14 protein-coding genes are annotated in these 21,099 nt (G+C 58.0%); 7 read left to right on the top strand and 7 right to left on the bottom strand.

The genetic code is table 11. The annotated features are described in order from the left end of the window. Positions 1 to 135: 135 nt before the first annotated feature. The 3 genes from RISK_RS10825 to RISK_RS10815 are packed head-to-tail and all read right to left on the bottom strand — an operon-like array spanning position 136 to position 3,688. On the bottom strand, positions 136 to 2,292 hold the full coding sequence (locus RISK_RS10825; protein ID WP_047814321.1) for an ABC transporter permease: 2,157 nt from the start codon (positions 2,290 to 2,292) through the stop codon (positions 136 to 138). Beyond that, complete coding sequence (locus tag RISK_RS10820) at positions 2,289 to 3,260, bottom strand: ABC transporter ATP-binding protein (RefSeq protein ID WP_053061141.1); 972 nt, start codon at positions 3,258 to 3,260, stop codon at positions 2,289 to 2,291. The genes RISK_RS10825 and RISK_RS10820 overlap by 4 nt, the downstream gene beginning before the upstream one ends. Beyond that, positions 3,257 to 3,688, bottom strand: coding sequence for a GntR family transcriptional regulator (locus tag RISK_RS10815; protein WP_047814320.1), 432 nt, complete (start codon positions 3,686 to 3,688; stop codon positions 3,257 to 3,259). Before RISK_RS10815 ends, RISK_RS10820 begins: the two co-directional genes overlap by 4 nt. A gap of 210 nt (positions 3,689 to 3,898) precedes the next feature. Here RISK_RS10815 and RISK_RS10810 point away from each other — a divergent pair, with 210 nt between their 5' ends. Both RISK_RS10810 and RISK_RS10800 read left to right on the top strand, forming a co-directional pair. Beyond that, positions 3,899 to 5,539 carry an apiosidase-like domain-containing protein gene (locus RISK_RS10810; protein ID WP_047814319.1) on the top strand — a complete coding sequence of 547 codons (1,641 nt, stop codon included), beginning with the start codon at positions 3,899 to 3,901 and terminating at the stop codon, positions 5,537 to 5,539. An 837-nt stretch (positions 5,540 to 6,376) separates the two neighbouring features. Further along, the gene (locus tag RISK_RS10800; protein WP_047814317.1) at positions 6,377 to 8,683 is read left to right on the top strand and encodes a phenylalanine--tRNA ligase subunit alpha; all 2,307 of its coding nucleotides are present in this window, start codon (positions 6,377 to 6,379) and stop codon (positions 8,681 to 8,683) included. Positions 8,684 to 9,328: 645 nt separating this feature from the next. On the opposite strand, the gene RISK_RS10790 is transcribed toward RISK_RS10800, so the two are convergent. Next, positions 9,329 to 9,628 carry an MTH1187 family thiamine-binding protein gene (locus tag RISK_RS10790; RefSeq protein ID WP_047814315.1) on the bottom strand — a complete coding sequence of 100 codons (300 nt, stop codon included), beginning with the start codon at positions 9,626 to 9,628 and terminating at the stop codon, positions 9,329 to 9,331. A 263-nt stretch (positions 9,629 to 9,891) separates the two neighbouring features. Between RISK_RS10790 and RISK_RS10780 the strand changes: the two genes are divergently transcribed. After that, positions 9,892 to 10,467, top strand: coding sequence for an FKBP-type peptidyl-prolyl cis-trans isomerase (locus RISK_RS10780; protein ID WP_047814313.1), 576 nt, complete (start codon positions 9,892 to 9,894; stop codon positions 10,465 to 10,467). 825 nt (positions 10,468 to 11,292) lie between these two features. Here RISK_RS10780 and RISK_RS33010 read toward each other — a convergent pair. Next, complete coding sequence (locus RISK_RS33010; RefSeq protein ID WP_236696208.1) at positions 11,293 to 11,499, bottom strand: hypothetical protein; 207 nt, start codon at positions 11,497 to 11,499, stop codon at positions 11,293 to 11,295. Between the two features lie 57 nt (positions 11,500 to 11,556). Here RISK_RS33010 and RISK_RS10770 point away from each other — a divergent pair, with 57 nt between their 5' ends. Together RISK_RS10770 and RISK_RS10765 are read left to right on the top strand one after the other, a co-directional pair. Next, entirely contained in the window at positions 11,557 to 12,669 is a 1,113-nt protein-coding gene (locus RISK_RS10770; protein ID WP_053061140.1) for a DUF1559 domain-containing protein, read from the top strand. Positions 12,670 to 13,184: 515 nt separating this feature from the next. Further along, positions 13,185 to 13,901 carry a hypothetical protein gene (locus tag RISK_RS10765; RefSeq protein ID WP_236696207.1) on the top strand — a complete coding sequence of 239 codons (717 nt, stop codon included), beginning with the start codon at positions 13,185 to 13,187 and terminating at the stop codon, positions 13,899 to 13,901. A gap of 270 nt (positions 13,902 to 14,171) precedes the next feature. On the opposite strand, the gene RISK_RS10760 is transcribed toward RISK_RS10765, so the two are convergent. After that, on the bottom strand, positions 14,172 to 17,006 hold the full coding sequence (locus RISK_RS10760; RefSeq protein ID WP_047814310.1) for a COG1361 family protein: 2,835 nt from the start codon (positions 17,004 to 17,006) through the stop codon (positions 14,172 to 14,174). A gap of 159 nt (positions 17,007 to 17,165) precedes the next feature. Between RISK_RS10760 and RISK_RS10755 the strand changes: the two genes are divergently transcribed. Continuing rightward, positions 17,166 to 18,278: a Gfo/Idh/MocA family protein gene (locus RISK_RS10755; RefSeq protein WP_047814309.1), complete on the top strand. Its 1,113-nt coding sequence runs from the start codon at positions 17,166 to 17,168 to the stop codon at positions 18,276 to 18,278. Continuing rightward, positions 18,275 to 18,592 (top strand): P-II family nitrogen regulator, encoded by a 318-nt coding sequence (locus tag RISK_RS10750; protein WP_047814308.1) that lies wholly within the window; start codon positions 18,275 to 18,277, stop codon positions 18,590 to 18,592. The genes RISK_RS10755 and RISK_RS10750 overlap by 4 nt, the downstream gene beginning before the upstream one ends. Before the next feature lie 28 nt (positions 18,593 to 18,620). Here RISK_RS10750 and RISK_RS10745 read toward each other — a convergent pair whose 3' ends face one another. Next, positions 18,621 to 20,960: a SpoIIE family protein phosphatase gene (locus RISK_RS10745; RefSeq protein ID WP_236696205.1), complete on the bottom strand. Its 2,340-nt coding sequence runs from the start codon at positions 20,958 to 20,960 to the stop codon at positions 18,621 to 18,623. Between the last annotated feature and the right edge of the window lie 139 nt (positions 20,961 to 21,099).

Below are 21,099 nucleotides of genomic sequence, written 5' to 3'. Positions count from 1 at the left end.
CGAAAGTCGAAAGTCGAAAGTCGAAAGTCGAAAGTCGATTACGAGCACGAGCACGAGCACGAGCACGAGCACGAGCACCGTTTCACTGAGCACCGAGTGCAAGCGCGAAGGTTCGCAGCCCAGGTCAGTCCCCTCTCAGGTCGAGCGAGAGAACACCTCGATGCCGGTTTTTTGAGGTGGGCACCAATTGGCGGCACAGTGCGGGCAGTGCTCCGAATCGACGCGAATCAAGCGGTCGCATTCGTGGCAACTCGTCTGGGCGATGCGTGGGTGAACGCTCAGCACCGCCAGTGGAGTGATCCAACCGGCGAGCAAAGAAAAGCACTTCCAGGCGACGGAACATCGCGTTGACAACGCTCGCCGACGACAGGCCAGATTGGTCAACCACCAGGCCAACCCGCCGTGTGCCAATGCGCCCAGTGAAAGGGCCAAATTGAACAACCATGGCTGCGAAATCACGACCGAAGAATCTGCCGCCCAAGGCCGTTGCGACAGCCCACCGAAGCCAACAGCGAACACCGGGGGAGCCACCGTCGCAACGAGTGCGTCCGCGGGCGTTTGAGTTGGAACCCGAGGAATGAGGTAGGTTTCTTGCGAGACGACCTGCCCAGCATTGTCGATGTGCAATGACTTCACAAACGAGCCGTAGGCTTCCCGAATCAAATCGAAACCGTCCTCGCCACGGTCCAGGTAATGATGCGAGATCCAATTCGAGTTCACCGCCATTTCCGGTTGTGCAAACCAGTCCGCCGGCAAAGTGATTGGCGTCGGTCGGCTCAGCGCGAACGTCGGCATCGGAGCGTAGGCGGTGTTCCGATCGTTCCGTTCGTAGGCAGGTGGCAAGGGAACTCCTGGCTCGGTGCTTTCCATCGCGTGCAGCGTCAACTCGTAGTCGTGAAGCACCAGTGCGGTTGCACCGCGATCACCCAAGCTTGGTGAAAAGCTGATTTCATCGATCGGCATTTTTGCGACGACGCGCATTTTCTGCTCCTTGATCATCGCCTCGTAAATCCCGTCTTGGTCCACCAAGCCAACCGTCTTGTTCCAGGGACTGTCTGCAAATCGCAAGATTGCCATGCGGTACTGACTCAACGGATCGTGACTTGCAAATGGCTGGCCGGTTGACCCGAAACCACTGCGATCGAGTGTCATTGCCAGCAACGGTTCGTCGGCTGTGACGGAGCTTGGATCGACATACGCTAGGTAGTAGCCATCGTCGTGACAAAACCAAGTCAATCCAAACGCACGTTCGTGGTAGGTGCTGGTGTCGATGGCTCGGAATGGCGGGTGTTGATCCTGAGGCTTCATTGGCGACATGGAGGCGGGTTGAATCAGTTCCGCAATCTGACGATCGGTCAGCGCGACCTCGTCTGCGTCGCTGTTTTGCGGCGAAGCAAAAGACGCGGATTGGACTTTGTATTCCGATCCACCAAGCTCCTCGTCCCAGATGTATTTTTCGCGTGTCCTTACCAAACGTCCGTCGGGCATGTACCGATGACTCTCGATCATTCCATCGCTCGCGGGCTGCACGAGGTTTGACATCGTCACGCCGACGAATGCGGTTGCCACGCCACCAACCACCAGCACCGATGCGATCACCCCCGCACCTGCCAATCGCGACGCAAGCGTGCCGTCGGATGCGAGCGGCGGCTGGTTGGATTGCCGAACGAACGTGTGCTGCGCGATCGCGGGAAATGCCAGCACGAAGAATGCGACCGCGCCCAGGATCAACGCCACCGCCCACGTCGCCCAGAACGTCATGAATGCGAAGTAAGCGAGGGCGGTCACCGCGATCGCCGGGACCAGGACCACTGTTTTGGAACCCAGCCATCGCGAAGGGCGAGCCATCATCCAGACCGTTGCGGGATGAAACGAAAACGCGGCGAGGTAGCACCAAAATCCGGGAATCAACATTTGCGGGTCGGCTGGCCGAGTCGGGGGGGCGACCCGCGCCAGCCAAACGTAGGCGATTGTCCAAGGCACCAGCATTGCAACGAAGTGAACCAAAAAGGCAGCGACCGTTTTGCTCCAGTAGGACTGCCAACGCGCGACGGGATGTGAAAACAACCAACCGCGAACATCGGTTCGCTGCTCTCCCCACGTTTGCAACAATCCCAATACCAACGCATAGACGGATCCCCACAGCGCGAGAGAGCGACTGAGGGCCTCCGGCAGATTCGAGGGATTGGTAGAACGGTTTGGCATTTCGGTGTAGACCACCACCGCCAAAATCACCATGGCGATCGGTAGCGTTCGGATCGCTTCCCGCCATTCCTTCCAAAACAACATCATGATTCATCCGCCAAGGCAAGTGAGGAAGTGGACACTGCAAACGACTCACTTCGTTGTGTTGTCAGGTACGCGATCACCAGATCGTTCAGTGAGGTTGGCAACGTTTCCACATCGCCCGCAGCAACTCGTGCGAGCGACTCGACCACCTCATCCGACACGTCCGCGATGCAAACCACGCACTGACCGGAAACGAAACGCAGTTCCACCAATCCGGGAATCGTTTGCCGTAAGTTCGACTCCAGTTCGAGATTGGAGAGCGAACGGAGCGGCGTGAATGCCATTCGCTGGACCCGGTCCAGGAAGTCATCCAAGGACGTTTGCACCAACAATCGTCCGCCCACCATCACGGCAATTTCATCGGCGATGCGTTCCACGTCGTCCATCAAATGCGTGCTCAGCAACACCGTTCGAACGCAACCGTCGGTCGTTTCGCCAGCTGCAAAGTCGACCAGCGTCTCATTGAGCGCACGGCGGCTGACGGGGTCCAATCCGAGTGCAGGGTCATCCAGGATCAGCAACTCCGGATCAGCGGCCATCACGGCTGCCAGGCTGACGCCAGCACGCTGGCCACGACTGAGCGAACCGATTCTCTGAGAGGATGAAATTCCAAAGTGTTCCACCATCGATCGATAGCGATCACCGTCCCAATGAGCGTGACCTTCCGCCGAAAAGCGTTCCATCTGTGACACACGCATCCAGGACGACAAGTAGTGCCCTTCGACCATGTAGCCAATCCGTGAAAGCATGGCCGGCGTCAGTTCGCGACTGTCCACGCCCAGCGTCTCGCAGCGGCCACGGGTTGGATCCAGCAACCCCATCATCATCCGAATGGTGGTGGTTTTGCCGGCACCATTGAGCCCCAGCAAGGCGGTGACCTTGCCGGTGGGAACCTGGAACCCCAGCTGTTCGACCACGCAGTGTTGGTGGAAGTAACGTGTCAAACCAAACGTCTCGATCGCCGCCTTCATGAACGTTTCCCTCGTTTGCCAGTGGCGTTTCCGCCGGACACTTTCCCGCCGCTCAACTTGCCCAGTTCCTTTTCCACCAACGCCACGATTTCGTCGGGCGTGAACCCCAGTGTCGTCCCTTCGCTGACCAACGGTTCCACCAGCAAGGCAACCCGGCGAACCCGTTCGGATTTGGTGTAAATCTCGCGTCGCTGCGTTACGAAGTAGCCGCGGCCTTGCTGGCTTTCAATCAACCCATCCCGTACCAGTTGCGAGTACGCCTTGGCGACGGTGTTGTGGTTGACCACCAAGTCCGCTGCCAACCCCCGCACACTGGGCAACGCGTCGCCCACGCTCAGTTTGCCCGCCGCGATCCCACCACGCACCTGCTGAACGATCTGCCGAAAGATCGGCACGTCGCTTCCGGTTGTGATCTGGATGGTCAGCATGGTCGCCTCGAACGAAATCGGTCGCGGACTACCGTACCGCATGAGGTAGTACAGTAGGCAGGTCGGTTTCAGCTGTCAAGCGAAAAGGAGCACCTGATCGTCGCAGGGGAATTCGCCCCGGGGATTCATCGTCCTTGTACACTGGGAACAAGCCGACGCCCCTGAGAACGATGCCCGGCTCATTTCCTGATCCCCTCACCGAGGAATTGCATGATAAATCAAACCTTGCCTTTATCCGTTTTGCTTCTTTTCGTTGCTGGTGTCGGCACGACCGGTGCCAATGCGGCAGAGTCGGTGACGGAGTGTCAGCAGTGGCAGGAAGTCCAACTCGACTTCACGGCAGAGCAGGGAACCGGGAATCCTTACACGGATGTGGAGGCTTGGGTTGATTTCACTCACGACGATGGGACGACCATCCGCCGTCAGATGTTTTGGGATGGTGGGAACACCTTTCGTGTTCGGTTTGCATCGCCACTTTCGTCAGGCAATTGGCATTGGCAGTCATCGGATCGCGACAACGATTCAGGACTGCATGGGAAAACCGGTTCCTTCCAAGCGGTCGAGTCAAAGACGGAAACACCCACTGTGTTCACACAGCATGGTTTTTGGAGCATTCCCTCAGGTGGCCGAAACCTGATCCATGCGGACGGGACTGCGAGACTGCTGTGTGCTGACACAGCTTGGGCGTTGCCTTGGCGAGCGACCGTTGATCAAGTGAAAACGTATGCTAAGGATCGGCAGGACAAAGGTTACAACGCCGTGTTGTTGATGACGGTCCAACCGGACCTGAAGACCACGGGCCCGCGTTCTCGTACGGAAGCCAAAGGTTTCGATGTCGGCTTTGAAGACCTGCCGAACGGGTCGCTACAAAAACTGAACCCGGACTACTTTCAGACGTTTGATCAATTGGTGGATGTGTTGACGTCTCATGGGATCGCACCGGTTTATCAACCTGTCTTTCATGGGTACGGATGGAAAGGTGGTGGCACGGCAGGCAATGTGGTCAGCGCCGAAGACTACGCTCGGTATTGCCGCTACCTCGTCGCTCGCTACGGAGCCCGCCCCGCGATTTGGTTGGTGGGAGGAGACGGTCCCGCCGAGAAAGCCTCCATCGTCGAGCAACTTGATGCCGCGGGAACGGAAATCGAGAAGTGGGATGCGTACCAACAGCCAACCGGAATTCACTATTCGCCCCATGCAAAGAATCGCACGCACCAAGACAAGGCGTGGTTGGATTTTCAGTGGTGCCAAACCGGGCACGGTGGCGAACACCTCGCTGAGCGAGTCGCGGACATGTGGCGGAATCGTCCTGTCAAAGCGGTCGCCAATGGCGAACCCACGTATGAGAACATCGGTCGTACCGGTAAAGGAGCGGGTTGGTGGCAGGGCCACGAAGCGTGGTGCAATCTGACCGCAGGCGGCACGATGGGGGTGGTCTACGGAGCCGGCAGTCTGTGGCAATGGCGGCTCGATGCCAACGAGCCCGGTCACGCAAATTGGTGCACCGCTCCGGGGGCAGGTTGGCGCGAAGCCCTCGACTTTGAAGGTTCCAAGTATCCCGGCATCGCAGCGAAAATCTTGGAGGGTTTGCCGCTTGCGAACATGGAGCCGAATTGGGACTGCACTTATGGACGACGTGGTCTGTTGGTGCCAGGGAAACTGTTCGTGTTGTATTTGCCAGAAGGCGGGAACTCGGCGATTCTCTGCCAGGACGTTCCGCGATCGTATCGGGTTTATGATCCGAAAACCGGAAAGGTCATGGCAGAGGGCACGCTCGAGGACAAGCCAACCGCTGAGGCCAAGAGTGACTCATCCGGTGAGCCTCGCGTGCTGGTGTTCACAGCGGACTGAGGTGGTGAGTTTCGGAGCCTGGCTGGCCACCGAAAACAATGTCCCCTGCCGTAGCTCGCTTCGTTCGGTATGGCCTGTGTCGCTGCCAGGGACGTTCGAAAAAGAGATGGTGGCTGGCGTCTGAGATTCGCCCCGGATGGGGCCCGCGTGGGAGTTAAGCAGGTACGCAGGTGTCATCGGGTATGTGAGCCGTTGGCGTTAGCCACGGTTTTCACGCGCAACCGGGGCGAACGCCGAATGGCTCACATGGTTGTGCCCGATCATTCCAGCCGACCTGCTTAGGGGCGTCCCTCGCTCACGCGTCGGGTTGTGATGGCTAGTCTTGGCCGACTCAGGCGGGCAAGAGTGCCCATCCTACGGGTTCAAACGTCGTTGAGGACTGAGTCGACAAGCCGTCACCCTTGACGCTCTGATTGCGGATGCCAATTTGATTCCACGGCTTCGCCCAAGGGGCGTTCGAAAAATGAATGGTGGCTGGCGTCTGGGTTTCGCCCCGGATGGGGCCGTCATGCATAGCTCGGGGCGGAAGCCCCGAGAGACCGATGCCGAAAAACAAACGGTCGCCCCGGATGGGGCCGTCGTGGGAGTTAAGCAGGTACGCAGGTGTCATCGGGTATGTGAGCCGTTGGCGTTAGCCACGGTTTTCACGCGCAACCGGGGCTAACGCCCAAACGGCTCACATGGTTGTGCCCGATCATTCCAGCCGACCTGCTTAGTACCTGGTCGTTCCCATTGTCGCCGTGAAAGCGTCGCCCAATCCTTGATCTAACGCACTACAATGTCGCTGCCCCAATCTCAAAACTTGTGCGTCCGTTCTGCAACGGGGACACCCCATTTATGAATCGCATCATTGCAATCGTTTTCAACTTCTGCATCGTCACCCTGGTCTCGCTGCACGGATTGTCCCTGCCAGCTTTCGATCGCTTGCCAGTCGGCACTCATCCTCTCGCACTCGAATCACCTCATTTCCCCAGCCGGCTCCATGCATTCATCTGGCGAAACTGGCAACTGGTTCCTCCCTCCAAAATGGCGCAACTGGTTGGAACGGAAACCACCAACATCGAACGAATCGCTGAGTCGATGGGCTTGCCCCAAGTCGACTCAGTATCCGGTGAGATGCGTGAGCGTGGTTACATCACGTTGATCCGCCGCAACTGGCATCTCTTGCCCTACGAGCAAATGTTGGAACTGCTCGACATGACACCGGATGAACTCGCCCTGACGTTGCGTGAAGATGACTTTCTCTACATCAAACTGGGGAATCTCAAGCCCAAGTGCGAGCCCCTTCGCTATCAAGAACCAGACGAGGCCGCCGTTCAAAGGGCCGCAGAAATCAAACAGGTCGTGAGAGAACATTTTGGCGACTTGGAATTGGTTGAGTCCGAGCCAAGATTTCGGTTTGTGAAAACACTCAGCAGCACCGAAGGAACCACCGTGTTACCCGATCGCAACACCGTCAATCGTGAACAACCGTTGCGGATGGTCTACTCCTACTTTGGTTTGTTTGGCGATCCATTGATCGAACCAGAAATCGAGCCGATTCCAGATGGCTTGCTCGCACGGTTGGCTGACAAAGGCGTCAACGGCATCTGGATGCATGTCGTCCTTCGACAACTTGCTCCGGGCGGAGAGGCATTCCCCGAGTTAGGAGCCGGCCACGAGCAGAGGATTCAGACGTTGAAGAAGCTGGTCGCTCAAGCCAAACGGTACGGCATCGGGATCTATCTCTACATCAACGAACCCCGCGCGATGCCGCCTGCGTTTTTCGAAACGCGTCCAGAACTGGCAGGCATTCGCCGAGGTGACTATTGGACGATGTGCACGAGCACACCCCAAGTCCGCAACTGGATGAGCGACTCGTTGGCCCACGTGTTTGGAGAAGTGCCGGATCTTGGCGGCGTGTTTACAATCACCGCTTCTGAAAACCTCACCAACTGCGCATCCAAGGGGCAGCATCATCTCTGCCCTCACTGCAGCACACGCACCGATGCCGAAATCATTGCGGAAGTCAACGCGACGATTGCAGAGGGGGTCCACCGGGCCAATCCAGATGCCCGAGTGATCGCCTGGGACTGGGGATGGAAGGGGCACGGTGACGCGCCGGATATCATCTCACTGCTTCCAAAGGATGTCGCCCTGATGTCGGTCAGCGAATGGGCCCTGCCAATCGAACGGGGCGGAGTGGCATCCAAGATCGGTGAGTATTCCATGTCTGCCGTTGGGCCGGGACCTCGTGCGACCAAGCACTGGAAGCAGGCTCAGCAAGCCGGGCTCAAAACCGTCGCCAAAGTTGCCGTCAACAACACTTGGGAAATATCCGCCGTGCCGTTTCTTCCCGTGATGGATTTGGTGGCGGAGCATTGCGAGAATTTGAGTGAGGTTGGCGTGGACGGCACCATGCTGAGCTGGACGTTGGGCGGCTACCCGTCTCCCAATTTGCTTGTCTCCCAGTCTTTCTCAACCGAACCGGGAGCCACGAAGGAAACGGTGCTCAACCGGATCGCCCAAGATCGCTTTGGCGACGACGCGGCACCTCTGGTCCGCCAGGCCTGGACCGCGTTCAGCGATGCATTTCGAAATTTCCCCTACAGCGGTGCGGTGATGTACAAAGCACCGCAGCAAATGGGGCCAGCCAATTTGTTGTACGCTGACCCAACGGGTTACCGGGCGACGATGGTGTGCTTTCCCTACGATGATCTCAACGGTTGGCGAAGCCCGTATTCCACCGACGTCTTTGCCTCGCAATTTGAGATGGTTGCGGATGGGTGGGCCGGGGGAATTCGCCACTTGGAGCAAGCTGTCCAGGCGACAGCGGGTGTGCAGCGAGAAGCTGCTGAATCGGACCTGAGTGTGGCTCGCGCTGCCCACCTCCACTTTGCGAGTGTTGCCAACCAAGCACGGTTTGTGCTTGCCCGGGATGCTGCGTTGGCCTCCAGCGACGATTCCAAGCAGAAGCTCGTCGAACAGATTTTGCAAATCACCGAGAACGAGGTTTCTCTTGCCCGCGACATGTTTGACGTCGTGAGCGAAGATTCACGAATCGGTTACGAGGCTTCGAACCACTACTTCTATGTGCCACTGGACCTCGTGGAAAAAGTTATCAACTGCGAACACGTCGCCAGTCGATTCTCCGCTCAACCGTAGTGGCATAGGCTTCCAGCCTGTGGTTGTGAGGCATCGGCAACAGAACGTAGGCCGGACCAAGCAAGACGCCATTCTAAGTAGGTAGTCAGAAATGATCGGGCAGAACCATGTGAGCCGTTTGGGCGTTAGCCCCGGTTGTGCGTCAAAACCGCGGCTAGTGCCAGCGGCTCACATACCCGATGACACCTGCGTGCCTGCTTAGCAACTCAATCTTCATCCAACACGGCCGCTCAAGTGCATTGCCAGAGTGGCGTCATTCCGTTCCTCGATCCGGCCTACTAGACTCACGCACACCATTTGTGTTTCGGCAAGACTCTAGATTTTCTCCTTGAAGCCAGCGTGCTGTCACAGTGGAAGCGGACTCGGCAATGCATGCAATGAAACGGGCGACTGCATTGTCCCACGTTTCGTCAGTCGAGCAGTCCTCCAGATCGACCGAGATGTCGCCTCCTAAGTCAGTGTCAATCCACGCGTGCCGATTTGGGAACTCAAGGCTTTGAAACGATAGTGTTGTGAGACCACTCTCCGCACGATTCGTCTCTCTCACGCCAACCTCATCGATCAACGTGGACTGAAGTTCGAGCGTTGGTTTGGATTTCGGAATGAACATCACTTTTCCAATGTTCTCTGCTCTGACGCCCAATTCTAAAACTTCTTCTCAACCACGCTGTCGATCTTGTCTTGCATCGTTTGCTCGCGGTCGGTCCGGGTTCCGACTTTGATGCTGGTGGTGATGCGAGGGGCACCGATCGCATGCACCCGTTCGTGGCAACGTTTGATCGCCGCGAAGACTTCGTCCCAGTCGCCCTCGATGTTCGTGCCGTAGGCGTGCAGTTGGTGCGTTAGCCCAGCCTCTTGCAGCACCTTCTGGCACTCCGCGACGTACTTGCCCACCGAAACACCCACGCCCATTGGGACGACGCACAAATCGACAATGACTTTCATCTCAGCAAACTCCCTTGTTTTTCAGCTTGGTCCGTGGTTCACCCCCTGAGTCTAAACGCTCGCGGCACCGGCACCATGGCCATCGTCCCCGGGCACACGCTCGACTCGGGAGGGCAGGGGCACACGTTTTTCAGTTGACTCGCCGCTGTCCGCAGCGGGGACCGCCCAAGATCGGACTTTCGAGCAGGAACTGAATTCGCTAACGTCCAACCGAAATTTGGACACAAGGTTCATTTCTGAGGGGCGTTTTAAATGGATGCGGGATGCGTGATTGGAGCGTTGCAGCGGATATGAATACTTGGTTTTCATGGTGCCTTCTCGGCCTCCTGTCCTTCACGCTGGGATGTCGCTCCACGGCGCCGCCGAGCCCGCCGATCACCCCACCCATTGAGTCCGAGCTGGGGACCCTCGATCCGGAACCTCCGAGACGGACCTCCATTTCGTTTCTGGACAAGCCTGAGCTTCAGGCTGACACGGGACCGATGGATGCTGGCCCCGCACCGGAGTTTTCGGAAACCGCGTCCGGGTTGAACTACCGGGTGCTGCGAAATTCCAACGGTCGAAAGCCGACGGCTGCCAGCACCGTGAGCGTCCACTACCGTGGTTGGCTCGACAACGGAAAAGAATTCGACAGCTCGTATGATCGAGGCGAACCGACGACCTTCCCACTTGGAAACGTGGTCGCCGGCTGGACCGAAGGGTTGCAGCTCGTCGGAGAAGGCGGGATGATCGAACTGTGGGTGCCTTCCCACCTCGGTTACGGCGAGCGTGGTTCCCCAGGCTCCATTCCTGCTCACGCCCACCTGCACTTCATCGTCGAACTTGTGAGCGTCAACTAGACGCCCAGCCGCGGTGACCCATTTCTGCCAGCCCAGCGTCCCGCAACAAAATGCTCATTCGCGTTTGAGCCGTTTTAGATTGGGATGTTGCCAGGAGATTGGGATGGTTCCAGCCACCTCGCGCTGAGTCACATCACGCCGCTGCGTGACGGTGGCATTGATCCGCACGATTGGGTGATCTCCGCCGCACACCAACCCCGTGTGGCCTCGCCGTGCCCCAGTTCGGCGATGTGGACCTGAGAACGCAACGCAAAAATCCATTGGTTGTGTTGCAGTGCACACGTGTTCGCCCGGTGACAGGAGACGCGATCGATGGTGGTCGTTCGTCAAAGAGCCAGTGGCGGAAAGCGAATTGAATGTCATGGTCGGCACCACCGCAATCGAAATTGGCATTGATTTTCTCAAGGCAACTGCCCTCGGTTCGGCAACGATCTGGTTTTGAGTGACGGCGTTTGGAATGGATTTGTGTCCGCCAGCAATATTCGGTCAGACGCCTGCGGGGATGTTGATCGTGAAAGGGTTGCGTTGCGAGTTGGCTTCGATCGCTGGCTCCCCAGTTGCCTACCTACCTGCTTCGCTTCCGTTCATTGTCGCGCACTCTGTTTTCGCGAAACGGCATCTCTTCGGCTTCCCATGATGGCTAGCAGACTGTTGATTCAAAACGTTTCGCAGATCGAACGATCAGCCGACGGGCGCTCGCCCACGGTTACCGGAGACGAACCGACGCGATCGCGTTCCGGCTGACTCAATCAACAGGCTGCCAAGGTAGAGGTGTGCAGCTACCTCTGTGGAGCTGTTGCTTCATCGAGTGTTAACACGATTCACTCAATGAATCGAAGTCCCGCTTGCATTGCGTGAAGGATCTGCGAAATGAGTCGTGTTCATATTGAACATGCAAGGATTGTTTCTATCCTTCTCGCGACCCGCCAAGGCAAGCTCTTCGCTTGCTTGCGAGCGGATGGGGGAAACCTCTTGAGTTTCCTGGATCTTATAGATGAGGGCCACCACGTAGCGGTTGAGAAGATGTTTCAATCGACGTGGTTGCGTGCCCAGTGGACATCACCTTTGGCAATACAGGGAGTATGATTGATGGAGTTGCGATTGAGACAGGCGACGCGTGGTAGTGATGCTGGCTCCGGTGCAAAACGAACGGGCAGGGACGGGGGCAACCAAGCCCAGGGGTTCACTCTGGTTGAACTCTTGGTTGTGATTGCAATCATTGGTATTTTGGTTGGCTTGTTGCTTCCTGCGGTTCAGTCGGCTCGAGAGGCAGCGCGGCGAATGCAGTGCTCGAACAACCTGAAGCAAATGAGTCTGGCGGCTCTCAACTTTGAGAGCACCTACAAGAAGTTGCCAGAAGGTCCGCTGGATGGCGCCATGAACGCAATCACAACGGACGACGCCCCCAATTCTGCAGGCTATCCGAAAAACGGCACCTGTTGCCGAGCAGCAACCCGGACAGGATGGAGCACTCAATACAAAATCCTTCCGTTTCTTGAAGGGAATAACATCTACGAGCTTGCTCGGGATGACCCACCATACTGGCCGAACGTTGCGAACAATGCTGGCGAGGACGACGTTGCCCAAGCCCTGGTTTCAACCTATTACTGTCCGTCACGGCGGTCGCCGAAGGGATACGGCAGTGCACGATTTGGACGGGTCGACTATGCAGGTTGTGCAGGGTTCTATAGTGGTCGCCCTGACTCAACGATCGACTACATTCCGGAAGCTCCACTGGGTGCCCCTGCCGTTTCGACGCGTTCCAAGACAAACGGTGGCCTGGAGCCCTCCAAGGGAGGAGCGATTGTGTGGCCTGGCGAGGGTGACAAGCGAACTTTGGCTGGAATCCTCGATGGGACCTCGAACACCATCATTTTCTCTGAAAAGTCGCTTCACACCTCGCAACATGGACGCGACGGTGGAGACAACGAACGCTGGAACAACGCCGGCTGGGACGAGTGTGTGCTTCGTTGGCACTTTCCGCCAAAGCATGACCGCCAAACAGTTGCTCCGTTGCCCCCGCAATCTTATGACGCCTTTACGAACTGGAATCGTTACTTTGGGGCGGCTCATGCATCTGGTTTGAATGCCGCGTTCGTGGATGGCTCGGTTCGATTCTTTTCGTACAACGTGGACGCGACGCTGTGGAAGAACCTGTGCGTTTGCGATGACGGGGAAATCATTGGTGGAGAGTCACTATGAGTCGAGCAAAATCCGCACTGCGTTTGGCGTGCCTTGTTGTCTGTTTGGGTATGAGCGGGTGCGGCGGGGATGAAACCCCACCTCCACTCGGGGAAGAATTGCAGCAACAGATTGAGCAGGAAGACAAACAGATTGCGAACGAAGAATCTGCTCTTTAGGCATCGCGTTAAAAATTAGGCGAAGTAGCGGAATGGCCGCGAACGCAATGCCGCTCAATTGGTAAGCAGGTCGGCAGAAGTCTTTTGGCATTTGAAATGTCGTGGCAAGCGTGGTTGCTTCCACGTCCAACCGGGGCGAACGCCCAAGCGGCTCACATGGTTGTGCCCGATCATTCCTGCCGACCTGCTTAAGACGAAGTGATTAACGAACGGTTCCTTACAATGTTTGTGAATATGGTCAATGCGAATTGTCGTGGTAAGTTGCCGTTGAACGTTGTTCTGTTGGCGGTGTTAGGGTCGTGTTTGGTTCCCGGATGCGGCCCCGGTTCGCCGGTGCCTTCTACGCCGCCGACACGAATGGGCGTTCAAAAGCCAGAAGGGGCTCCCGACGTGCAGGAGTACACCGCGTGGCGGCCATTCTTCATGACGGACGTGGGCGATGTGAGTGGGAGCGATATGATTGGGACGGGGTTTGCTTTTCAATTGAGCGAAGAGTCAAAGCCGGTTTTCGTGACAGCATTGCATCTGTTCGGCACAGGAGGTGGTTTGGAAGCGGATATTCGTCCGACCGAACTTCATGATTCGATTGAGTCGACCTTTCTGAGCGATGTGTTCGGTGCAACGGATGGTGTCAAACAGATTGGGGCTCCCTATGAGCCCTGTGATCAGGCGGCCGAGCAGAAGGTTACCGAAACAGATGTCGTGGCGTTTGACCTGGTAGGAAGATTCAAGCCAGCCATGCTGGAGCTATCTGAACAATCCGTTCAACCGGGGCAGAGACTCTGGATGGTCACCGCCGTCTTCGCGGGTGCCTCGCCGAGTCAGAAGTGTCATGCATTGAAAGTGACCGATGTCGAAGATGGAATCATTCGCTATCGGTTTGATAATGAACGTCTGTCATTGAAAGCGACCGATGGTGCGCCGTTGCTGTTCGATTCCGGTGAGGTGGCGGGCATGCATCAGGGAGGTTCAACGGATGAGAAGGGTGTCTTCGGGCATGGGATCACTTCCGATGTTCTGCGGCAGGCGATTGAGTCGATGTGTCTGGAACAAGAAGCAGATCGGCAGGAATGATCGGGCACAATCATGTGAGCCGTTTGGGCGTCGGTCCCGGTTGGACGTGGGAGCAACGACGCTTACCGAAACAGTCCAAATGCCGAAAGACTCCTGTCGACCTGCTTAGCTTGGACTGCGAAATGTTTGATGTTGCGGAGCGTATTGGTTTGCCCAAGTTTTGTTCCACGACTTCGCCCCACCGGGACAGCCCGATGACAGCCCAGGGCAACGCCCCGGGTTATGGCTGAAGCATCCTCGGTTGAACCAACAAGATTGCTTGGTGCTCAACTAAGGTGAGACGGTGGTGGGTTCTCGGATTCCGATGCCTTGGGGAACGTTGCGGCTCTCGGCTTCGAGGATCAGGTTGAAGTCTTGGGCTTGGTTGCTTCGCAGGACCAGTTCGTAATCGATCGTTTCGCCTGGTTTCATGGTCTTGATCTCGGTGAAGTAGACCGTGTTGCCGCTGCGGGTCAAACCTTCCAGTTCAGGGCTCTTGGTTTGCACCAATCGCTCCACAATCACGCCCGGTGGTAGGTCGAAGTGGATCTGAACTTGCGAGTCGAGCAGGTCGGTGTCGTTGGTGATCGCAATGGCGTAGCGAATCGGATCGCCGATGCGAGGTGAGACGTCACGTTGCAAGACTTGCAGCCGCAACACACCCGCCCGTGCCGGCGTGTTGTTGCCGGGGATCGGAGTGCTTTGGCCGGCGTTCGGGTCGGCGGGTGGTGTACCGGCACCGCCGGGGATGTTGGGCGAGGGGCTGACGGGCGGGAGTGTTGGGCCGGGAGTCAAAGGGGCGTTGCTGGGAGCGGCTGCAAAAATCTGAACGTTGTCAGAAACGCTGTTGGTCGCGCCTTCGTTGCTCTCTGCGGAGAACACGATGCGGCTGCCCTGAGCCGTCGTTTGGGCTTCGAATTCCGTTTCCAAGACAACCGTTTGGCCGGGGGCGATTTCAGGGATCGTCCAGGCGATGACATAGGGGGTGTCGATCACATAGGGATAATCCGTGGTCGTTTCACGCGGGATCAATTGCACGTCGTACGCCATGGAGGCTCGGACATTGGTCAGCGGGATTTTGCCCGAGTTGGTGACTCGTCCGGTTGCCAGCACCCGGTCACCGACCGACATACGGTCGCGGACTTGCAGGTTGGCGGTGATGGCTGGGGTGGGCGGAGCGGGATTGATTGCGATCACACATGATTGAGCCTGCGCCCGTTGGCCTCCCGCGGCCAAGGCGACCACATCGACGCAGCGTTGCCCCGAATCGGTGGGCACGAACGTGACGCTGGTGGACCAGATATCGCCGGGTTCCAGTGGGCCATCGGTTTTCTCGTTGCCGACTTCGCGGCTGTTGGTGACGGTGTGTGTCATGGCGTTGTCGCCGGTCGCTTGCAGTTCGACGCTTTGCAGGGCCCGATCGCCTGTGTTTTCGACTTCGATGTCAAACGTGGCTGGATCGCCCGCGGTCACGCGATCGGTTTTGGGGGTCACACGAAGAGCCAATGCGGGACGGAACACGTCGACGCGAACGGTGTCTTCGGCGATCAATCCGGAGTCGCCCGAGGCGCGGAACGTCAGGTTGAGTGCGGTGGGCGAGGTGAGATTGACAGCCAGGTCCAATTGTTGCTGCGCGGGCATGGTGCCGATGTCCCACACGATTGTGTTCGTGAAGACTTGGGCAAATGCATCGGTGGAAATGATTCGCACGCCAGCGGGGAAACCGAGTTCGACTTTGACGCCGGTTGCGTCTTGGTCGCCGGGGTTCCGCAGGTTCGCGAAAATGTCGAAGGGGATTTGGTACGAGGCAACTTCGGGACCACCGGCTTGCAGTTCCAGTTGCGGGCTGCTCCAGGTCACATAGGCTTGGCCACGTCCGAGTGTCAGGTCGGGCATGTTGTCCGACGTGCCACCGGGACGGATCACGCGAACGTCGATGATGGCGTTGCCGCTGGTTCCGGCGACTGGTTCCAGTGTTGCGCGAGCGTCGCCGGAATCGTCCACGTTGACCTCCACGAAGGAAGAGCCACCGGTGCCGGCAAACGTCGCCAGTTCGGGGTTCATGATTTCGTAGCGGACTTTCCAACCGCGGGCGGGCAAGCTGCCTTGAGCACGTGTGACTCGGGTGACCAGGTCCACGACCGTGCCCGCTTGGACGCGTTGTGGCGAGGGGAATTGCCAACGAGCGTCGACCCAGTAGATCGTCGCGGTCGCTTTCCGTTGGTCCCAGCAATCGCTGTCGGGAGCCAGCACGGTGACGTGGCTGGTTCCTTCACTGGGGCTGCTGACCGTGATGTAGGTTTGGCCCTTTTCGAGTTTGATGTCATCGGCGGCACTGGCGTTGCCACGCGTGACCACCATCTCTTTGGTGCTGGTCACACCGCGAGCGAACCCTGGCGATTCTTTCTTGGCAACGGGCACCTTGGTCAAGCGATGCACGAGACCGGGATCGTCGTCGCCGACTTCGATGATGTTGCCCACACTGTCTCGGGTCATCATCCATTCCAGCGGCTCACCGGTCAGCAGATAGCCGTCGGTGCCACAGATGCCCGACAGCAACATGACCTCGCCGCCGACGGGGGCCACGATCTTTTGCGGTGTCAGCAGGATGCAGCCTCGATCGCCGCGAGGTGGCAATTGGCAAGCTTTCTGAGCCGTGATTTCGGTGCCATAAAGAACAGCCGGAGGTCCAGTCAGGCAATCGCCTGAGCAGCCGGGGCCGGGAACGCAAGGTCCGGTGTTCGCGACGCCGCTGCCGATTTGGGCATTGGGATCAACGCACTTGGGCGGATCTTCGGGCTCGGGGAATGCCGAGTTGGGAATTCCCAAGCACGGGGATTTCAAGCAGGTGCCCAGGTTTCGAAGGCAACCCAGGCAACCACAGCTGCCATCATCGAGGCAACCGGGCAGAGCGAGGCTGGTCGTGGTGGGCAGCGGTGCAAACAGGGTTTCGCCCGTGGGATTGATCGCGGGCAAACGCAGGTTGGCACAACCGGAGGAAAGCAGTGCCGAAAAAAGAACGCAGGCCAGCGAGGCAAAACGCAAGCGACCGGCAATGGCGTGCAGGCCATTGCGGGGGCTTTGATCGTTCATGATCGTTTGCGTTTTCATCGATCCATCGGGCATACGTCGAGAAAGAATTCCGTCCGTAGGAAAGTTAGCACGCAGGGGGGGCAGTGCTCGGAATGGCAAGATAGAAAATGGAATTCGAGCCGTTTCCTTGCGATGAGAGGAACGGTCCGACCGGTGGTGCCGATTGCCCGGGGGATCGGCTAGGCTTTCGCCATGACATCCGTTCCCTCCCACGCAACGACCGAACCTTTGCAGGCAGCACCCACCCTCACGGAAGACGACCGCCAGCCGATCCGGTTTGGCATTTTGGGCACCGGCCGGATCACTCGCCGGTTGGTTGCCGACCTGCAATCGACGCCGGGGGCGAGCGTGACCGCGATCGCCAGTCGGACTTCTGAGCGGGCGCGTTGGTACGCTGATTCGTATGGGATCGCCCAGGCCGTGTCCGGTTACGCGGACTTGATCGCTCGTGACGATGTGGATGCGGTGTACGTGGCGTTGCCGCCGTCGTTGCATGCGGAATGGATGGTTGCATCTGCGGCGGCTGGCAAACATGTGTTGTGTGAAAAGCCGTTGGCGACGACGGTTCCGGCGACTCAAGCGATGGCGGACGCTTGCACGCAGGCCCGCGTGCATTGGCTCGATGCAACCGCCTGGCTGCATCACGACCGCACGGACATGTTTCGTCAGTGGGTCAAAGGTGCAACCGTTCCACAAGGCGAAGCGGACTTTCGACTCGGGGCACTGCGTCACGTCAGTTCGGCGGTTTCGTTTTTCAATCCGTTCCAATCGGGCGACCACCGCCAAGACGCTTCGCTGGGTGGCGGGTGCCTGCTGGATTTGGGGTGGTATGCGGCCGGGATTTTACGCCTCGCCAACGAGGCGTTGCCGCTCACGGTGAACGCGCAAGCGGTGATGCGCGGCGGCGTGCCATACCGCGTGACTGCGATGATGAATTTTCCCCGCGACGTGTCGGCGACGATGTCGTGCGCGTTTGACACCTCGACGCGAAAATGGTTTGAGATCGCGGGGGAAGAAGCATCCATTGTATGTGATGATTTCACACGGCCTTGGCCTGATAAACCGGCGCGGGGCTGGGTGCACGAGGCATCGGGCAAGGTGCATCCCTTCAGTTGCGAATGCCACCAAGAGCACAACATGATTTCGCGATTGATCGGTTGGATCCACGCGACACGCGACGACGAACAGCTTTGGGATTCGCCATCGCCTCCGTGGGCGGAGTATCATCGGCAAGCGTTGGAAACGCAGCGGATGTTGGAGGCGATGGAAACATCCATGACGACTGGCCAAACGGTGACGCTATGATTTTGATTCAAGCCATCATTCAACCGACCAAACTTTCCAACGTTCAGTCCGCTCTCGATGAAGCGGGCTTCAGCGACACGATCGTGGGGGACGCGCTCGGTTATGGTCGTCAGCGTGGACAAACGGCGTTGTTTCGCGGCAACGAATACAAAATCGATTTGTTGCGAAAGGTCACGTTTGAAATGGTGATCGACGACGACGATTTAGAGCCGGTGGTCGAGATCATTCGCAACGCTTCGCGAACCGGAACGGAAGGCCAGATCGGCGACGGCAAGATCTTTGTCTTGCCCGTCGCGAGCGTGATCGACATCTGAACGTGACCGATCTCTGGTCGTTCGCCGATCATCCCATTCGGTGAAGTGCCATGGCGGATCGTTCGCCATTGAGCGTCGTCTGGGCCATCCAAGTTCGGAGGGCGGCCAGGGGGCTGACTTTGCCTTCCCGCATGGCTTGGGTGATCGCGGTTCCGATTTGATGCTGCGGGTATCCGGGGACACCGGTTGCCGGTTGCAGTCCCATCCATTGGCAGCCCGCGACCAAGAACACTTCGCCCTGTTGCAAGTGCAGGTGGCTGCTCGTGATATCAACGTTGCCGAGACAGGTTGTTTCCGGGTCGCTGGTTCCGAGATCACGATGGTTGCGATCGGATTCGCGGTCCAACCATCCGACGGGCCGGTATCCAAACTTCGAGATCGCGAGCGTCGACCAGTCCCCGGTCGACGCCATTCTCGTTTCTCCCGTTTCAGGATCGATGTGGGCGTACAGCAAGGAAACGTTGCCATGCCCTTCGCCTGCGAAGGAGTGATCGCGAATTTGGAACAGCGTGTCGTAGGCTCGGCGGACCGCATCGGCAGGTTGATGCCGGTAACCCATGTGAGCCTGCAAGGCGGCTCGGATGACGGTCACATCCATCACGTTGCTGAGATCGATCTTCGCAGTCGCCCCGCCGTTGGGCTGGCAAATTGCGATGGCAATCTGTCCATCGGGCAAAATGTCCCAGTGGTGCCAACTTTGAGCCACATCCAACGGCGATTCAATCATCCCATCGGCGTACCAAGACGGGCAGATCTTGGTGCCCATCGGAAGCGTTTGGTGCTGCCAAATCGAAACTTGCTGAGCCAAGTCACTGTTTTCGGATTCAATTTCCTCGGCGATCGCTTGATTCGTGAGGATCGAATCGTCGCCCTTGTCGTGCTCCGGTGCACGGGTGGGGAAGTCCGCATCGAAGTCATCGATGAGGGCGATGATATCGTTGATTGCCTCGATTGTTTCCGATTCTCGAGTGGGCTTCGAGTCGGGTGACAGATCAAACGAAACGATGTTCCCGTCATCATCCTCTTCTTCGTCGTCGCTGGTGTCGACGAAGTCACTGCACATGGATTCCTCATCGTCGACGACGTTGCGATCCAGTTCCTCGTTGTCCCAACCATGGTGAAACTCCAACGCATCGGCGTCGAACTGGTCGATCTCGGTTGGGTCGTATTCACCGGCTAGAAACTGAGCGTCCTGGATGTCCAATTTGGCTGCCAGACGCATTGTTTCTTCGTCGTAACCGGACAGCAGCGGCCATTGTTCTGCGTCGGCGTCCTGGGCCGGCACCGGAGCATCGTCAATGGCGTCGTCATCCTCTTCTTCGGCATACAGCCCGAACTCGGGTTCCGCGTGGAAATCCGAATCGCGTTGCAGGTCGGCGATCAATTCGTCGCTTTTGACCAGTTGGGCTTCGATGGCGGATTCCAGGGCCGCATCCAACAAACTCTCGTCGTCGATCAAATCCAGGTGGTCCCTCGAGGGGACTTTCCGAGGGACTTCATCGGAGGAATCTTCCGCGATCGGGCCAATCACGGACGCGGACTCATCGGCGGGAGGGCAGCCGATGAGACCCGCTGGGGGCGCGATGGTGTCGGGAGGGACAACACCATCGGAGTTTTCCTCGACGGGGGCAGCGGCGTTGCTCGTGGGATTGTTCTCCCAGATCATTTCCATGTCGTCATGAGTCTCGTTGGGTGGGGGCGAGACATCACGGGAATGATCCAGGGTCACGTCGCTGGGCAGAATCAACCGGATGGAGGAATCCGGTGCGGCTTCTTGTTCTGCCAAGCGGAGCAACGTTTGCTGCAGGTTGGATGCGGCCAAACGGGCCGCGGCGGTGTGCACGTCGTTGAATGCCGTCACAGCGGCGGCATACAACCACATCGTGCCAATTGGCATCTCGGCTTCACCCAGACACACGCAGATTCCGGAGGGGAAGGGTTCCGGAGAACGCCACGTGCTGATCGGGCCGAGGTCCATGTCGTCAATCGCGACCAAGCCTTTGACCATGGCTTCCAAGTCACCACGAGCACCACGAAGTGGCCGCTGGGAACCCAAGCGTTCGGCGGGTGACAAGCCGAATACAAATCGAGTTGCCAGGAACTCGGTTTCGTCGTCGAGCAAGTACACCGCCGCCGCCGTGGTGCCGGTCGCCAAGGTCGCGTCGCCGAGCAGCCGATCGATGCTATCGGTCGGATCGGGACGCGAGGACTGACCGGCCGCCAAGGTGGCTTGGATCGCCAGTTCCACTTGCTGCTGACGCAGGACCGCTTGCTGTGCCTGCAAGTGATCCGCCAACTCGTTGGCTTGATTGGCCAAACGATGAGCGTCACCGGAAGTCACCAACGCACGTTTGCTATGCGACTTCATCTGCTTTTGCTTGGAAGCAAGCTTGGCAGAATCCGTTGCATGATCGCCACGATGGACACGCAAAAAATTGGATGGGTTTCTGGACACAGCAGGTACTGGGTGAATGACAAGGGAGGGGAGTCAACAATGGCTTGACATC

Source organism: Rhodopirellula islandica (genome assembly GCF_001027925.1).
GTDB lineage: Bacteria > Planctomycetota > Planctomycetia > Pirellulales > Pirellulaceae > Rhodopirellula > Rhodopirellula islandica.
The sequence above is the reverse complement of the archived record's forward strand: the minus strand, read 5'-3'. Positions and strand labels throughout refer to the sequence as shown.

Excerpts from the sequence above, each read along its gene's own strand:
- RISK_RS10765 (WP_236696207.1), top strand. The coding sequence starts at position 13,185 with ATGGGCGTTCAAAAGCCAGAAGGGGCTCCCGACGTGCAGGAGTACACC.
- RISK_RS10780 (WP_047814313.1), top strand. The coding sequence starts at position 9,892 with ATGCGTGATTGGAGCGTTGCAGCGGATATGAATACTTGGTTTTCATGG.
- RISK_RS10760 (WP_047814310.1), bottom strand. The coding sequence starts at position 17,006 with ATGCCCGATGGATCGATGAAAACGCAAACGATCATGAACGATCAAAGC.
- RISK_RS10790 (WP_047814315.1), bottom strand. The coding sequence starts at position 9,628 with ATGAAAGTCATTGTCGATTTGTGCGTCGTCCCAATGGGCGTGGGTGTT.
- RISK_RS10800 (WP_047814317.1), top strand. The coding sequence starts at position 6,377 with ATGAATCGCATCATTGCAATCGTTTTCAACTTCTGCATCGTCACCCTG.
- RISK_RS10820 (WP_053061141.1), bottom strand. The coding sequence starts at position 3,260 with ATGAAGGCGGCGATCGAGACGTTTGGTTTGACACGTTACTTCCACCAA.
- RISK_RS10770 (WP_053061140.1), top strand. The coding sequence starts at position 11,557 with ATGGAGTTGCGATTGAGACAGGCGACGCGTGGTAGTGATGCTGGCTCC.
- RISK_RS10810 (WP_047814319.1), top strand. The coding sequence starts at position 3,899 with ATGATAAATCAAACCTTGCCTTTATCCGTTTTGCTTCTTTTCGTTGCT.
- RISK_RS10745 (WP_236696205.1), bottom strand. The coding sequence starts at position 20,960 with ATGAAGTCGCATAGCAAACGTGCGTTGGTGACTTCCGGTGACGCTCAT.
- RISK_RS10815 (WP_047814320.1), bottom strand. The coding sequence starts at position 3,688 with ATGCTGACCATCCAGATCACAACCGGAAGCGACGTGCCGATCTTTCGG.
- RISK_RS10750 (WP_047814308.1), top strand. The coding sequence starts at position 18,275 with ATGATTTTGATTCAAGCCATCATTCAACCGACCAAACTTTCCAACGTT.
- RISK_RS10825 (WP_047814321.1), bottom strand. The coding sequence starts at position 2,292 with ATGATGTTGTTTTGGAAGGAATGGCGGGAAGCGATCCGAACGCTACCG.
- RISK_RS10755 (WP_047814309.1), top strand. The coding sequence starts at position 17,166 with ATGACATCCGTTCCCTCCCACGCAACGACCGAACCTTTGCAGGCAGCA.